Here is a 14,423-nt window from a genome sequence, read left to right as displayed (position 1 = left end):
TCAGGCGGCGGCCAGGCCCGTGTCGAGCGCGGTCAGGATCGTGTCGATCTCGGCCTCGGTAATGACGAGAGGCGGCGACATCAGGATGTTGTGCATCCCCAGCCGCACCATCGCGCCCGCCTCGTAGGTCGCCGCATGGATACGCGCCATGCCGGCGGCGTCCATGGGCGTCTTCGACCCGCGATCCGACACGATCTCCAACCCGGCCATCAGGCCATGGCCGCCGCGCATATCGCCAATGATCTCGTGACGCTCGGCCAGCGCTTGCAGCCCCTTGAAAAGCTGATCGCCGCGTGCGGCCGCATTGCTTGCAAGATCGAGCCGCAGCGTCTCTTTCAGCGTCGCCACGACCGCTGCCGCGCCGACGGGATGCGCCGAATAGGTGTAGCCGTGCCAGATCGCGCCTTCCGCACCCGCGCCTTCGAAAACCCCTGCGACCTTGTCCGAAACGAGCGTCGCGCCCACCGGGTAATACCCCGAAGTAATGCCCTTCGCCGTGGTCATCATGTCGGGCTTCACGCCCCAGTGCCGCGCGCCCGACCAATGCCCCGTGCGTCCGAAGCCGGTGATGACCTCGTCCGAGATCAGGAGGATGCCGTGCCGGTCGCAGATCTCGCGCATGAGTTTCATGAAGGAGGCGTCGGGCACGATAACGCCGCCCGCGCCCTGGATCGGCTCCATGATGAAGGCCGCGATGGTCTCCGCGCCCTGAAAGGCGATCTCGTCCTCCATCGCCGCGGCGATCTTTTGGGCGAGCGTCGCAGGGTCGGTCTCGTCGAAGGGATTGCGGTAGGTGTAGGGCGACGGCAGATGGAAGCAGCCCGGCAGAAGCGGCTCGTAGCCGATGCGGAAACGGTTGTTGCCGTTGACCGAGGCGCCGCCCCAATGGGTGCCATGATACCCCTTCTTCAGCGACAGGAACTTGGTGCGCTGCGGTGCGCCGTTCAGGCGATGGTATTGGCGCGCAAGCCGAAGCGCGGTGTCGACCGAATCCGACCCGCCCGAGGTGAAGAAGGCCCGCGCCATGCCGTCTTCGGCGAAGAACTCGCAGACCGCATGGCTTGCCTCGATCGCGGAGGGATTCGTGGTGCCGGCAAAAGCTGAATAATAGGGCAGATCCTGAAGCTGGGCCGCAATCGCGTCCTTAACCTTCTGGTTGGAATAGCCAAGGTTCACGCACCAGAGACCGCCCACCGCGTCGACCGCGCTGTGCCCCTCCTGATCCGTGATCGAGACGCCTTGCGCCGAACGGATGATCCGCGGCGGGGTCTCGCGCAACGCGGCCGGATGACCCATCGGATGCCAGAGATGCCGGGCGTTTTCTTCTTTGAGGAAATTGTCGTCTTTCATGGGACCGCGCCTCCGCACAGGATTTGATCAAATCCTAGCGCGGCCTCACGCTCCCCGAAAGCGATTCCTGCAGGCAGGCGCGCGGACCCTGTCTTTGGGTTGGCAAAAATACCGAAATGGCCGAGCCTTATCGCAGGCGCGTCGCTCAGAGTGTCGCGGCAAGCCGCACGCCCTGGTCGATGGCGCGCTTGGCGTCGAGTTCGGCCGCGACGTCCGCGCCGCCGATCACGTGAACGCTCACACCCTTCGCCTCCAACGCATCGGCCAGACTGCGCTCGCTCACCTGCCCCGCGCAGAGAACGATGCTGTCGCAGGCGATCACCTCGGGACGCTCGCGCGCCTCGCCATAAGAGATGTGCAGCCCCTCGGCGTCGATCTTCTCGTAATTGACGCCCGCCTTCATCTCGACCGCCTTCATCTGGAGCCCGGCCCGGTGAATCCATCCGGTGGTCTTGCCGAGCCGCTTGCCGGGCTTTTCGGATTTGCGCTGAAGAAGCGTGACCTGCCGCACCGCCGGGTGCGGGTTCGGCCCGTCCGGATCAAGGCCCGAGCGCGCGTCGGATGTATCGACGACGCCCCATTCGCGCATCCAGTCGGGCAGGCTTTCGGTGGCGCTGTCATCGGTGACGAGGAATTCGGAGACGTCGAAGCCGATACCGCCTGCGCCGATCACGGCCACACGGGCACCGACCGGGGCCTTACCGCGCAGGACGTCGACATAGCCGAGAACGTTCTCGCCCTCCTGGCCGGGAATGCCCGGATCACGCGGCAGAACGCCCGTGGCGACGATCACGTCGTCGAAGCCGGCAAGCGTCTCGGACGTCGCTTCGGTGCCGAGGCGGGTCTCGATACCGCGGATCTCGACCATGTGCGCGAACCAGTCGACGAGACCGCGGAACTCCTCTTTGCCGGGGATGACCTTCGCCATGTTGAGCTGGCCGCCAAGCTCTTCGGCCTTGTCGAAGAGCGTCACCTGATGCCCACGCTCCGCCGCGGTGATCGCCGCCGAGAGACCGGCGGGCCCGGCGCCAACGACCGCGATGCGACGCGGCGCCGCGGCGGGCTCGATGACGATCTCGGTCTCGAAGGCGGCGCGCGGGTTCACCAGGCAGGACGAAACCTTGCCCTGAAAGGTGTGATCGAGGCAGGCCTGGTTGCAGGCAATGCAGGGTGCGATCTCGCGCGTCCGGCCGGAGGCGGCCTTGGTCACGAACTCCGCGTCGGCGAGCCAGGGCCGCGCCATCGACACCATGTCGGCGCAGCCCGTGGCGAGCACCTCTTCGGCGACGTCCGGCGTGTTGATCCGATTGGATGTGATGAGCGGGATCGAGACCTGACCCATCAGCTTCTTCGTGACCCAGGCGAAGGCGGCGCGCGGCACCGAGGTTGCGATGGTGGGCACCCGCGCCTCGTGCCAGCCGATGCCGGTGTTGATGATCGTCGCGCCCGCCGCTTCGACCCGTTTTGCCAGTTCGACGACCTCGTCGTAGGTCGAGCCATTTGGCACGAGGTCGATCATCGAAAGACGGTAGATCAGGATGAAATCTGGCCCGACGGCTTCACGAACGCGGCGCACGACCTCGAGCGGCAGGCGCATCCGGTTCTCGTAGGAGCCGCCCCAACGATCCTCGCGCTTATTGGTGTGCGTGACGAGGAACTGGTTCAGGAAGTATCCCTCGGAGCCCATGATCTCGACGCCGTCATAACCGGCTTCGCGCGCGCGGGCAGCGGAGGTGACGATGTCGGCAATCTGTTTCTCGATCCCGGCCTCGTCGAGCTCGTTCGGCGCGAAGGGCGAGATCGGGGATTTGATCGCGGACGGTGCGACACATTTCGGCCCGTAGGCATAGCGGCCCGCATGCAGAACCTGCATGGCGATCTTGCCGCCCGCCTCGTGGACACGGTCCGTGACCACGCGGTGATTGGCGATGTCCTGCGGCGAGAAGAGGCCAGCCGCGCCGGGGAAGACACCGCCTTCCTCGTTCGGGGCCATGCCGCCGGTAACCATGAGACCAGCCCCGCCGCGGGCGCGCGCTGCGTAGAATTCAGCGACGCGGTTCCAGTCGCCCCTCTCTTCGAGGTTGGTGTGCATGGACCCCATGAGCACGCGGTTGCGCAGCGTGGTGAAGCCCAGATCGAGCGGGGCGAGGAGATGCGGATAATCGGTCATGTGGGCCTCCCTGTTCGCGCAGGAGTTCACATGACGGGCGCTGGACTGTCATGCCCAACGTCGCGTCAGAGCGCGAGGAGAGCCCGACCGGACTCGAGGAGCTGCTCCCCGGTCCGGTCAGGCGTCCTCGCGATTGTCAGCTCTTCATGCTGTCCCAGAAGCTTTTCACCGAACGGAAGAAGCTCTTCGATTCGGGGTTGTTGTCTTCGCTCATCTCCTCGAACTCGCGCAGAAGCTCCTTCTGCTTAGAGGTCAGGTTGACGGGCGTTTCGACCGCAAGCTCGATGAACATGTCACCCGATCCGCCGCCGCGAAGCGCCGGCATGCCCTTGCCGCGGAGGCGCATCTGCCGGCCCGATTGCGAGCCCGCGGGGATCTTAACCCGGCTGCGCCCGCCGTCGATCGTCGGCACCTCGATGTCGCCGCCAAGCGCGGCCGCCGTCATCGAGACCGGCACCCGGCATTGCAGGTTCACGCCGTCACGGTCAAAGATCGGATGGCTGGTGACCTCCACGAATATATAGAGATCTCCCGGAGGTCCGCCGCGCATCCCGGCTTCCCCCTCTCCGGCAAGACGGATACGCGTCCCGGTTTCGACACCCTTGGGGATGTTCACCGACAGCGCACGCTCCTTTTCGACACGGCCCGCGCCATGGCAGGTGCCACAGGGGTTCTTGACCGTCTGGCCGAGACCCGAACAGGTGGGGCAGGTCCGCTCGACCGTGAAGAAGCCTTGCGTTGCGCGCACCTTGCCCATGCCGGAGCAGGTCGGACAGGTCGTCGGCTCGGCGCCGCCCTCGGCGCCGGTGCCATTGCACGAGCCGCATTGTACCGCCGTCGGCACCTGGATCGTCTTGTGCAGGCCTTGGAACGCCTCTTCGAGCGTGATCCGCAGATTGTAGCGCAGATCCGCGCCGCGCGCCGCCCGGCTGCGACCACCCCGGCCGCCGCCCATGAAATCGCCGAAGAGATCGTCGAACACGTCCGAGAATGCCGAGGCGAAGTCGCCCTGACCGTGGAAACCACCGCCGGGACGGCCGCCGCCTCCGCCGCCCATGCCGCCTTCGAAGGCCGCATGGCCGAAGCGGTCATAAGCCGCCTTCTTCTCGGCGTCCTTCAGAACATCGTAAGCCTCGTTGGCTTCCTTGAACTGGGTCTCGGCGTTGGGGTTGTCGGCGTTGCGGTCGGGGTGCAGCTCCTTCGCCTTCTGGCGATAAGCCTTCTTGATCTCGTCAGCCGACGCGCCCTTGGAGATGCCGAGCACATCGTAATAATCGCGTTTGGACATCTAAGCCTCCTTCGCGCATGGCAAAACGCGGAGAGGGCCGGCCCGGCATCCGGACCGGCCCTCTCTCAGGCGTTTCGCACCGGGCTCAGCCCTGCTTCCGATCTTCGCCGAGATCTTCGAAATCGGCATCGACGACATCGTCGTCCGAGCTGTTGCCGCCGCCGCTTTCGGAGCCGTCATCGCCGTCGGAGCTGTCGGCTTGCGACTTGTAGATCGCCTCGCCAAGCTTCATCGACGCCTCGGTCACGTTCTGGATGCCGGACTTGATCTTCTCGGCATCGTCGTTCTCAAGCTCGTCCTTGAGCGCGGCAACCGCAAGCTCGATCGCCTCGACGGTGGACGGATCGACCTTGTCGCCATGCTCCTCGACCGATTTCTCGGTGGCGTGGATCAGGCTTTCCGCCTGGTTCCGGGCTTCGACGAGTTCGCGGCGCTTCTTGTCGGCATCCGCGTTCTCCTCGGCGTCCTTGACCATCTTGTCGATGTCCTCGTCGGACAGACCGCCAGAGGTCTGGATGGTGATCTTCTGCTCCTTGTTGGTGCCCTTGTCCTTCGCGCCGACGGAGACGATGCCGTTGGCGTCAATGTCGAAGGTCACCTCGATCTGGGGCATGCCGCGCGGTGCGGGCGGGATCTCCTCGAGGTTGAACTGGCCGAGCATCTTGTTGTCGGAGGCCATCTCCCGCTCACCCTGGAAAACACGGATCGTCACCGCGGACTGGTTGTCCTCTGCGGTCGAGAAGATCTGGCTCTTCTTCGTCGGGATCGTGGTGTTGCGGTCGATGAGGCGGGTGAAGACACCGCCCAGCGTCTCGATGCCGAGCGACAGGGGCGTGACGTCCAGAAGGACCACGTCCTTCACGTCGCCCTGCAGGACACCCGCCTGAATGGCGGCGCCCATCGCGACGACCTCGTCGGGGTTCACGCCCTTATGCGGCTCCTTGCCGAAGAACTTGGTCACTTCCTCGACCACTTTCGGCATCCGGGTCTGACCGCCAACGAGGACAATCTCGTCGATATCGTCGGTCGAGAGACCTGCGTCCTTGAGAGCGGCCTGGCACGGCTTGATCGACGCCTTGATAAGATCGCCCACGAGGCTTTCGAGCTTCGCGCGGGTCAGCTTCATCACCATGTGCAGCGGCGAGCCGTTGGAGCCCATCGAGATGAACGGCTGGTTGATCTCGGTCTGGCTTGCGCTCGACAGCTCGATCTTCGCCTTTTCGGCCGCTTCCTTGAGGCGCTGGAGCGCCATCTTGTCCTGCGTCAGGTCGACCTGGTTCTCTTTCTTGAACTCGTCGGCGAGGTAATTGACGATCCGCATGTCGAAGTCTTCACCGCCGAGGAACGTATCGCCGTTGGTGGACTTCACTTCGAAGAGGCCGTCATCGATCTCGAGGATGGTCACGTCGAACGTGCCGCCGCCGAGGTCGTAGACCGCGATCGTCTTGGTCTCTTTCTTGTCGAGGCCGTAGGCCAGCGCCGCCGCGGTCGGCTCGTTGATGATGCGAAGGACCTCGAGGCCCGCGATCTTGCCGGCATCCTTCGTGGCCTGACGCTGCTGGTCGTTGAAATAGGCCGGGACGGTGATGACCGCCTGCGTGACCTCTTCGCCGAGATAGCTTTCGGCGGTTTCCTTCATCTTCTGCAGGATGAAGGCGGAAATCTGGGAGGGCGAATACTTGTCACCCTTGGCGGAGACCCATGCGTCTCCGTTGCCGCCGTCGATGATATCGTACGGCATGTTCTTCTTGTCCTTGGCAAGATCCGCGTCGTCGAACCGGCGGCCGACAAGGCGCTTCACGCCAAAGATCGTGTTCTCGGGGTTGGTCACTGCCTGGCGCTTGGCCGGCTGGCCGACGAGACGCTCGTCATCGGTGAATGCCACGATGGACGGCGTCGTGCGTGCGCCTTCAGCGTTCTCGATCACTCGGGACTGGCTGCCATCCATGATGGCGACGCAGGAGTTGGTGGTGCCGAGGTCGATACCGATCACTTTACCCATGATTTTCGATCCCTTCTTCAATTCAAGGCGATACTCCGGGGCGCGGACCCTTTATGGCATTCCGTGCCCGGATGGCTGTTGCGGACCGGGACACCCGATCACGCGGTCGTGGGGTATATAAGAAGGGCGTTTTGGGGCTGCAAGCGCCACGGACGCAAAGAATCCAGGCAATTTGCTTCGTCTTCTCCGAGCGCTGTTTTCTTCGGCGCGCAGGACGGGCAGGTTCTGCATATGACCGAGGTTCTCCTCAGAGGTGTCCGGGTGCATCCCGGCTTTCTCGACCGCGCTCGACAAGAGTCGCTGGTAGAGAGCCTGCGCGGCTGTTTGCGGCAAGCGCCCCTGTTTCATCCCGTTACTCCGCGCGGCAAGCGTATGTCCGTCGCGATGTCGGCGGCGGGGCGCTTCGGCTGGGTGACGGACCGCAAAGGCTACCGCTACGAGGAACGGCATCCGGACGGAATGCCTTGGCCCGAAATTCCGGACGACGTTCTCGAGATCTGGAATGCGGTCTCGGGATCGGCACGCGCGCCCGAATGCTGTCTCATCAACTGGTACGGTGACGGAGCGAAGATGGGTCTGCACCAGGACCGCGACGAGATCGATTTCTCGGAGCCTGTCGTTTCGATCTCGCTCGGCGACGAGGCGCTTTTCCGTGTCGGCAACGACACGCGCGGCGGCAAGACCGAGTCGATCTGGCTCCGTTCAGGCGACGTTGCGGTGATGGGCGGGGAGGCGCGGCTGCGCTATCACGGGATCGACCGGATCCGGCACGGCTCTTCCAGTCTTCTGCCGCAGGGCGGCCGGATCAATCTGACCCTGCGCGTCGTGACCTAGCGGCTCTGCATCGTGCAGCAGCCGGAATAGAGCGTCCCGCCGATGACGATCTCGGAGGACAATCCGAAGAGCTGGTCGGACATTCCGTCGCTACAGCTTTGTTGAGAGAGGGTCGCTGTCATATGCGCGCCCTCCAAATCGCCCGCGATGAGGAAGCGGTCGGTGCGGTTCACCGATCGCGCGCGGTGGGTCACGAGGCCGGTTTGTCCCTCGGCGTCGATCTGCTCGAACGTCATGTCCGGGCCGTCGAAGGAAAGCGTCCAGAACGGTTCCGTTCCGAAACAGCTCTCAGGGGCAGGTTGACCGTCAGGCCACTGATCCGCAACGCGGGTCAGGAACGAGAGCGATGCCCAGCCCGATTGGCCGTTCACGTTGACCCGGCCCCAGCCGTCATCCGCAGCGGTGACCTCGATCCCGGTCGAATCAGGGGCAAGCTCGCCGATCATCTCGGCGCTCGCATCGGGGGCGACGCGCACGTTCAGAACGTCGTAATCCGCCACGTCCGAGACATCGTATAGCGCCGGCAAATCCTGCGCGGCCAGCGGTCCGGCCATAAGCAGCGCGAGCAGGCCAAGCCCCCTCATCGACGTGCGCCCCAGGAGACGGAGATCCGTCGCCGCGTGTAGAATTCGAGCATGAGGCCGATCATCACCAGGGTGATGATGACCCAGACCGGATACGTGATCGACGAGTTGCGCGGCCAGTAATTCAGAAAGGCAAAACCGCGCGCCTGGTCGATGGCATGAAAGAGCGGGTTCCAGTCGAACATCGCCAGCATCGACGGCGTGAGCATGTTGGCCGCGAACATCTTGCCGGACGCGATCATGTTCGCCCGTGTGTAGACGGTAGAGATGATACCCATCGGCGTCGGCGCCCACGGCGTGAGGGCCATGAAAACGAGGCCGATCGCAGCCCCTGACATCCAGGCGAGCAGCAGCATTCCGTAGGCGCCGATCGGATCGTGAATCGAAGCCAGAGCCCCCGGCGCGACGACAACATCGTACACGAACAGGATCGCGATCAGCGACAGTGTCTGGATATAGAGCGTGGACAGCATCGCGGAGAGAATGGTGATCGCGGTGTTCATCGGCGCGTGCTGCATCATCGGGCCGAGCGCGTTGCCCGCGCTCTTCACCGCGCCGATCGTCTTGATATGCGTCATGTAAATAAAGACGCCGGACATGATGAAGATGAGGTAGTCGCCCCGGATAGGCGAGCCCCTCATTCCCAGAAGCTGGAACATGAAATAGAAGGCCAGCGTGAAAATCACCGCCTGTGCCATGTTCATCACCACAGCGAGGATCGCGTTCGCGTGGCCCGAGCGCACGGAGCGAACCGCGTTGTGAAAAATCAGCTCCGCGATCTGGATTGCACCAGCCGTCTTGCTGCGCGGTTGGACTTTTTCGAACATCGGGCCTGCTTTGCCTCTGTGGCGGGCCCCTCGTGCTTGCCCGCGCTTTCACGGCGGATCATAAGGTCGGGGCGATTTCAAATCAATGAACGCGGGAAATGTGCCCCGGGAAAGGCAATAGTTTGAATTATTCCGAATTGACGAAGGTCATGCGGCGTCTCGCGCTCGAAGCCGGCGAAAAGATCATGGAGATCTACAACGCCGACGATTTTGCTGTGAAAACGAAGTCCGATTCCAGCCCGGTGACAGAGGCGGACGAGGCCGCCGATGCCCTTATCTCCGCCGGGCTGCGCGCTGCCTTCCCCGACATTCCGCTCGTCACCGAGGAGCAAGCCGACAGCCACCGCCAGGAGGTGAGCACGTTCCTCATCGTAGATCCGCTCGACGGCACCAAGGAGTTCATCAACCGTCGCGGCGACTTCACCGTGAATATCGCGCTCGTGGAAAACGGCCTGCCGACGCGGGGGATCGTCTACGCCCCGGCGCGAGAGCGGATGTTCTATACCGACAGCGTGGGCGGCGCGGTCGAGGAGGAAGGTCCCTTCGATAGCGACGAGGCAGGCTCAACCAAGCCGATCCATGTCTCCGAGCCGGACAATTCCGCATTGATGGTTGTTGCATCGAAATCGCACCGGGACGCGGCCACCGACGAATATATCGGCAAGTACGACGTAAAGGATTCGCGGTCTGCGGGCTCATCGTTGAAATTCTGCCTTGTGGCGACGGGTGAGGCGGATTTCTATCCGCGGCTCGGGCGCACGATGGAATGGGACACCGCCGCGGGCCAAGCGGTTCTGGCAGGCGCGGGCGGACGGGTCGTTCGGTTCGACGACCACACGCCGCTCACCTACGGCAAACCGGGCTTCGCCAACCCGTTCTTTCTTGCCCACGCACCCGGCGTGACGCTGAAGGACGGCTGAGCCAATGGAGCCCGTTCCGGTCAGCGTTGTCGTCGTCAGCCGCGCGCGACCGCGCTGGCTGGCACGCTGCCTGACCGGGATCGCGCAGCTCGACCACCGTCCCTTCGAGGTGGTCGTCGTGGCCTGCCCCGCCGGCTGCGAGGCGGTCCGGGCGCATCCCAAAGCGGACGAAATCAAGCTCGTTGCCTACGATCAGGACAATATCTCCGCAGCGCGCAATCGCGGCATCGCGGCGGCCGCCGGCGAGATCGTCGCTTTCATCGACGATGACGCGGTGCCGGAACCCTCCTGGCTGTCTCGGCTCACCGCGCCTTTCGAGCACGAGGAGGTCGCGGCTGTCGGCGGGTACGTGATCGGACGGAACGGCTTCTCGTTGCAGTGGGGGGCTGGCACCGTCGATGCGTCGGGTGAGCGCCGCGCGCTGTCTCTGGAGGGCGAAGAGCCCGTCACCCTGCATCCCCAGAACGACCGCGCGATCAAGACCGAAGGCACGAACATGGCCGTGCGCCGCTCTATTCTGGCGGAGATGGGCGGCTTCGATCCGGCCTTCAGGTTCTATCTCGACGAGACCGATCTGAATCTGCGCCTTGCCGCGCGCGATCATGCCACCGCGCTCGCCCCGATGGCGCGCGTGCATCACGGCGTCGCCGAGAGTGCCCGCCGCGCGGCCGACCGGACGCCGCGCGATCTGCACGAGATCGGGGCCTCGAAGATGGTGTTTCTGCGCAAGCACATCGCTCCAGACGAGCACAAGCGCGCGCTGGCGCGGTTTCGGGCAGAGCAGAAAGCCCGCCTCCTGCGGGCGATGCGGGACGGGCCGCTCGATGCCGGTGACGTGTTCCGCATCATGCGAAGCCTTGATGCGGGCATCGCGGAAGGCGCGGGACGCGATCTCCCCCGCATGTCCGCCCTGCCCGCGGCCTCCGAGGGCTTTCGCCCCTTCACCGCGAGACCCGGTGCGAAGCACCGCATCCATGCCGGACGAAGCTGGGTGCGCCAGCGACTCGAAGACGAGGCCCGCGCCGCTGTGATCGCCGGCGAGACGGCGACCGTCCTGTCGCTCAGTCCGACCGCGCTCTTTCATACGCTGCGCTTCGGCGAGGACGGCATCTGGCGGCAGATCGGCGGACAATATGGCCGGGCGGAGCGCAGCGGCCCGCTCTTCCGGTTAGCCACACTGAAGCGAAGAATCGCGCTCGAGGGACGACGCCTCTCGAAATTCCGGAATGTTTGAGATTTTGTGCTGGAAAGCCGCCATGCAGCAGGCACCGAGACGCGGCACTATTGAAAGAATTTACAGAGGACAGAGGTCATGAAGAAAAAGGTATCCAAGGCGATCTTTCCGGTCGCGGGGATGGGAACGCGGTTCCTTCCAGCGACGAAGTCGGTCCCGAAGGAGATCATGACCCTCGTGGACCGTCCGCTCGTACAATACGCCATCGACGAGGCGCGTGCGGCGGGGATCAAGGAATTCATCTTCATCACGTCACGCGGCAAGGGCGCTCTCGAGGATTACTTCGACCACGCCCCTCAGCTCGAGCAGGAGCTGAAGAAGAAGGGCAAGGACGAGCTTCTCGAGATCCTGAAATCGACCAACATGGAATCGGGCGAGATCGCCTATACCCGCCAGCACAAGGCGCTCGGCCTCGGTCACGCCGTGTGGTGCGCGCGCCGTCTGATCGGTGACGAGCCCTTCGCCGTCATGCTGCCGGATGACGTCATCGCCGCCGAGAAACCGTGTCTGCAGCAGATGGTCGAAGCCTATGCGGAGACTGGCGGCAACATGGTCGCGGCGATGGAAGTCCCGCAGGAGAAGACCTCGGCCTATGGTATCCTCGACGCCGATCGGGGCGCAGACCCGCTGGTGAAGGTCAAGGGCATGGTCGAGAAACCCGATGCCGACAAGGCGCCGTCGAACCTTGCCGTGATCGGCCGATACATCCTTACGCCGCAGGTTCTGAAGAACCTCAACAAGATGAAATCGGGCGCCGGCGGCGAGGTGCAACTCACCGACGCCATCGCACAGGAGATCGACGCCGAAGGCGTCCATGGTCTCTGCTTCGAGGGCGAGCGCTTCGATTGCGGCTCGAAATCGGGCTTCCTTCAGGCGACCGTCGCGTTCGGCCTGAGCCGTCCGGATCTGCGGGACGATTTGCGCGCCTTCCTCCACGAGGTTGTCGCGGAAGACAAGGCCGCGGGGTAGCGCGACGTGTCAGGCACGGTCCTAGTCACCGGCGGCGCGGGCTATATCGGCAGTCACGCCTGCAAGGCGCTTGCCCGCGCCGGGTATACTCCGGTGACCTTCGACAATTTCGCGACAGGCTGGCGCGACGCGGTGAAGTTCGGCCCGCTGGCCGAGGGCGACCTGCTCGACCGCGCCAGTCTCGATGCGGCCTTCGAGACGCATCGGCCCAAGGCGGTCCTGCATTTCGCCGCGCTGTCGCTCGTGGGCGAGGCAATGGAGAATCCGGGCCTCTACTGGCGCACCAACGTGATGGGCGCGCTCAACCTCTTCGAGGCGATGGTCGCGCATGGCTGCGACCAGATCGTCTTTTCATCGACCTGCGCGACCTATGGCGAGCACGACAATGTCGTCCTCGACGAGACGACGCCTCAAGAGCCGCTCAACGCCTATGGCAAATCGAAGCGCGCGATCGAGGATATGCTCGGCGATTTCGAGGCCGCGCATGGTCTGCGCTCGGTGATCTTCCGCTATTTCAACGTGGCCGGCGCCGACCCCGAGGGCGAGATCGGAGAGCATCACCGCCCGGAGACACATCTCATTCCCGTCATGCTCGAGGCGATCCAGGGCAAGCGTCCGGCGCTCACCATTCACGGCACCGACTACGACACGCCCGATGGCACCTGCATCCGCGATTATGTGCATGTCTCGGATCTCGTGGATGCCCACGTCCTCGGCCTCAAATGGCTCGAAGACGGCAATAAAAGCGCGCTGTTCAATCTCGGGACCGGGACGGGCTTCTCGGTCCGCGAGGTGGTCGACGCATCGCGCAGCGTGACCAACCGCGAGGTGCCGATGACCGAAGGCCCCCGCCGCGCAGGCGATGCGACCAAGCTGGTCTCGGGCTCGGACCGCGCGGCGCGCGCGCTCGGCTGGACGCCCGACCGCTCCACCATGCCCCGGATGATCGAAGATGCCTGGCGCTGGCAGCAGCACGGCCATTACGCGCGCTGAGTCGCCAGCGCGCTGTCTCGACCTGACGCGCCTTGTCAGCCGCGCCGGGCGGCAGGCGACGGGGGTCGACCGGGTCGAGCGGGCCTATCTGGAGCACCTTTCGCATCAAAGTGCGCCGCTCTTCGGACTGGTCCGAACAGCGCTCGGCTATCTTCTGATCGACCATGCTGGCTGCCGCGCCTTCGCGTCCCGGCTCGGGGCCGGCGAGATCGGCAGGCCCACCCTCTTTTCGCGTCTCGCGCGCCGCGGCGATCCCGCCCGCGCAGGCATGGAAAGCGATCTGAGGCGAGATGCGGTGGGGCGCGCGCGGCCGCGCAAGCTTGGCGCGATGCTGCGGCGGCACCTGCCAGAAGGCACAAGCTACATCAATGTCGGGCACACGAATCTCGGCCGTGACACGCTGTCCGGGCTTCGCGCGGTGCCCGGTCTTCGCATCGGGGTAATGATCCACGACACGATCCCGCTCGATCTGCCGGAAATGCAGCGGGAGGGGAGCGTCACCCGCTTCCAGATGCTGTTCGACCGCGTTGCGGCAGAGGCCGATACGATCATCGCCAACTCTCGCGCGACCGCCGCCGATATCGCCCGCCACAGCGGACGGCGCGACGGTGTCATCGCGGCGCATCTCGGCGTGTCGCAGCCTCGGCTCGGGACGCCGCCCATAGGGCCCTGGTCACGCGCACCCTGTTTCGTCGCCCTCGGCACGATCGAGCCGCGCAAGAACCACGGGTTTTTGCTGGACCTCTGGGAGCGCCTCGTGGCCGAACACGGAGCGGACGCGCCGCATCTCTTGATCCTCGGATCACGCGGCTGGAGGAACGAGAGGGTCTTTGCCCGTCTCGACGCCGCACCGCCCCACATCCACGAGCTGCCCGGACTTGAAGATCCCGAGGTCTTCGCGCTTCTCGCGGCTTCGCGGGGCCTCGTCTTTCCCTCGCTCGCAGAAGGCTACGGGTTGCCGCCTCTCGAGGCAGCCGCGCTCGGAGTTCCGGCCCTCTGCAACGATCTGCCCGTCACGCGCGAAGTGCTCGGCGACAAGGGCATTTACGCAGATGTGGCAGACGGTTATCTTTGGCGCGAACATATAATGCGGCTCGCGCGGCAGGACGATCGTGACAGCCAGCCGGCGGAATGGGCTCCGCCCGGCTGGGATGCGCATTTCAAGACCGTCTTAAGCTACGTCTGATAGCCGGAACAAGAACCGGGCGGCATGCCGCCTTTGAGGGGAAAGCGGGGCAGAGCGCAGGTTGGG

12 protein-coding genes are annotated in these 14,423 nt (G+C 64.6%); 6 read left to right on the top strand and 6 right to left on the bottom strand.

What is annotated here, in order from left to right; translation table 11 throughout:
• From FIU91_RS00780 to dnaK, 4 genes are all read right to left on the bottom strand, one after another.
• Nucleotides 1-1,350 (bottom strand): aminotransferase class III-fold pyridoxal phosphate-dependent enzyme, encoded by a 1,350-nt coding sequence (locus FIU91_RS00780; RefSeq protein WP_152461044.1) that lies wholly within the window; start codon nt 1,348-1,350, stop codon nt 1-3.
• Between the two features lie 145 nt (nt 1,351-1,495).
• Nucleotides 1,496-3,520 (bottom strand): NADPH-dependent 2,4-dienoyl-CoA reductase, encoded by a 2,025-nt coding sequence (locus FIU91_RS00775; protein ID WP_152461043.1) that lies wholly within the window; start codon nt 3,518-3,520, stop codon nt 1,496-1,498.
• Nucleotides 3,521-3,656: 136 nt separating this feature from the next.
• Nucleotides 3,657-4,808, bottom strand: a complete 1,152-nt coding sequence (gene dnaJ / locus FIU91_RS00770) for a molecular chaperone DnaJ (protein WP_093012015.1) — start codon at nt 4,806-4,808, stop codon at nt 3,657-3,659.
• A gap of 85 nt (nt 4,809-4,893) precedes the next feature.
• A complete protein-coding gene (gene dnaK, locus FIU91_RS00765; protein WP_152461042.1) occupies nt 4,894-6,810 on the bottom strand; it encodes a molecular chaperone DnaK in 1,917 nt (638 codons plus the stop codon).
• Nucleotides 6,811-7,041: 231 nt separating this feature from the next.
• Here dnaK and FIU91_RS00760 point away from each other — a divergent pair, with 231 nt between their 5' ends.
• Nucleotides 7,042-7,644: an alpha-ketoglutarate-dependent dioxygenase AlkB gene (locus FIU91_RS00760; protein ID WP_152461041.1), complete on the top strand. Its 603-nt coding sequence runs from the start codon at nt 7,042-7,044 to the stop codon at nt 7,642-7,644.
• Here the strand turns inward: FIU91_RS00760 and FIU91_RS00755 are convergent.
• Nucleotides 7,641-8,228 (bottom strand): COG3650 family protein, encoded by a 588-nt coding sequence (locus FIU91_RS00755; protein ID WP_152461040.1) that lies wholly within the window; start codon nt 8,226-8,228, stop codon nt 7,641-7,643. The two genes, FIU91_RS00760 and FIU91_RS00755, sit on opposite strands and share 4 nt — an antisense overlap.
• Nucleotides 8,225-9,055: an ABC transporter permease gene (locus FIU91_RS00750; protein WP_152461039.1), complete on the bottom strand. Its 831-nt coding sequence runs from the start codon at nt 9,053-9,055 to the stop codon at nt 8,225-8,227. Before FIU91_RS00750 ends, FIU91_RS00755 begins: the two co-directional genes overlap by 4 nt.
• Before the next feature lie 149 nt (nt 9,056-9,204).
• Here FIU91_RS00750 and cysQ point away from each other — a divergent pair, with 149 nt between their 5' ends.
• The 5 genes from cysQ to FIU91_RS00725 all read left to right on the top strand — a co-directional run bounded on the left by cysQ (nt 9,205) and on the right by FIU91_RS00725 (nt 14,357).
• Nucleotides 9,205-9,975 (top strand): 3'(2'),5'-bisphosphate nucleotidase CysQ, encoded by a 771-nt coding sequence (gene cysQ, locus FIU91_RS00745; protein ID WP_371418282.1) that lies wholly within the window; start codon nt 9,205-9,207, stop codon nt 9,973-9,975.
• A 4-nt stretch (nt 9,976-9,979) separates the two neighbouring features.
• Nucleotides 9,980-11,209: a glycosyltransferase family 2 protein gene (locus FIU91_RS00740; protein WP_152461037.1), complete on the top strand. Its 1,230-nt coding sequence runs from the start codon at nt 9,980-9,982 to the stop codon at nt 11,207-11,209.
• A gap of 78 nt (nt 11,210-11,287) precedes the next feature.
• Nucleotides 11,288-12,178: a UTP--glucose-1-phosphate uridylyltransferase GalU gene (gene galU / locus FIU91_RS00735; protein ID WP_152461036.1), complete on the top strand. Its 891-nt coding sequence runs from the start codon at nt 11,288-11,290 to the stop codon at nt 12,176-12,178.
• A 6-nt stretch (nt 12,179-12,184) separates the two neighbouring features.
• Nucleotides 12,185-13,171 (top strand): UDP-glucose 4-epimerase GalE, encoded by a 987-nt coding sequence (gene galE / locus FIU91_RS00730; protein ID WP_152461035.1) that lies wholly within the window; start codon nt 12,185-12,187, stop codon nt 13,169-13,171.
• Nucleotides 13,131-14,357, top strand: a complete 1,227-nt coding sequence (locus FIU91_RS00725) for a glycosyltransferase family 1 protein (RefSeq protein WP_152461034.1) — start codon at nt 13,131-13,133, stop codon at nt 14,355-14,357. The genes galE and FIU91_RS00725 overlap by 41 nt, the downstream gene beginning before the upstream one ends.
• The last annotated feature ends 66 nt before the right edge of the window (nt 14,358-14,423 follow it).

The organism is Roseivivax sp. THAF30, assembly GCF_009363575.1.
Taxonomy (GTDB): domain Bacteria; phylum Pseudomonadota; class Alphaproteobacteria; order Rhodobacterales; family Rhodobacteraceae; genus Roseivivax; species Roseivivax halotolerans.
The sequence above is the reverse complement of the archived record's forward strand: the minus strand, read 5'-3'. Positions and strand labels throughout refer to the sequence as shown.

What these genes read in the sequence shown, in the direction of transcription:
- FIU91_RS00775 (WP_152461043.1), bottom strand. Translation starts at nt 3,520, where the DNA reads ATGACCGATTATCCGCATCTCCTCGCCCCGCTCGATCTGGGCTTCACC.
- dnaJ (WP_093012015.1), bottom strand. Translation starts at nt 4,808, where the DNA reads ATGTCCAAACGCGATTATTACGATGTGCTCGGCATCTCCAAGGGCGCG.
- galU (WP_152461036.1), top strand. Translation starts at nt 11,288, where the DNA reads ATGAAGAAAAAGGTATCCAAGGCGATCTTTCCGGTCGCGGGGATGGGA.
- FIU91_RS00750 (WP_152461039.1), bottom strand. Translation starts at nt 9,055, where the DNA reads ATGTTCGAAAAAGTCCAACCGCGCAGCAAGACGGCTGGTGCAATCCAG.
- FIU91_RS00760 (WP_152461041.1), top strand. Translation starts at nt 7,042, where the DNA reads ATGACCGAGGTTCTCCTCAGAGGTGTCCGGGTGCATCCCGGCTTTCTC.
- FIU91_RS00755 (WP_152461040.1), bottom strand. Translation starts at nt 8,228, where the DNA reads ATGAGGGGGCTTGGCCTGCTCGCGCTGCTTATGGCCGGACCGCTGGCC.
- FIU91_RS00725 (WP_152461034.1), top strand. Translation starts at nt 13,131, where the DNA reads ATGCCTGGCGCTGGCAGCAGCACGGCCATTACGCGCGCTGAGTCGCCA.
- FIU91_RS00740 (WP_152461037.1), top strand. Translation starts at nt 9,980, where the DNA reads ATGGAGCCCGTTCCGGTCAGCGTTGTCGTCGTCAGCCGCGCGCGACCG.
- FIU91_RS00780 (WP_152461044.1), bottom strand. Translation starts at nt 1,350, where the DNA reads ATGAAAGACGACAATTTCCTCAAAGAAGAAAACGCCCGGCATCTCTGG.
- cysQ (WP_371418282.1), top strand. Translation starts at nt 9,205, where the DNA reads ATGCGGCGTCTCGCGCTCGAAGCCGGCGAAAAGATCATGGAGATCTAC.
- dnaK (WP_152461042.1), bottom strand. Translation starts at nt 6,810, where the DNA reads ATGGGTAAAGTGATCGGTATCGACCTCGGCACCACCAACTCCTGCGTC.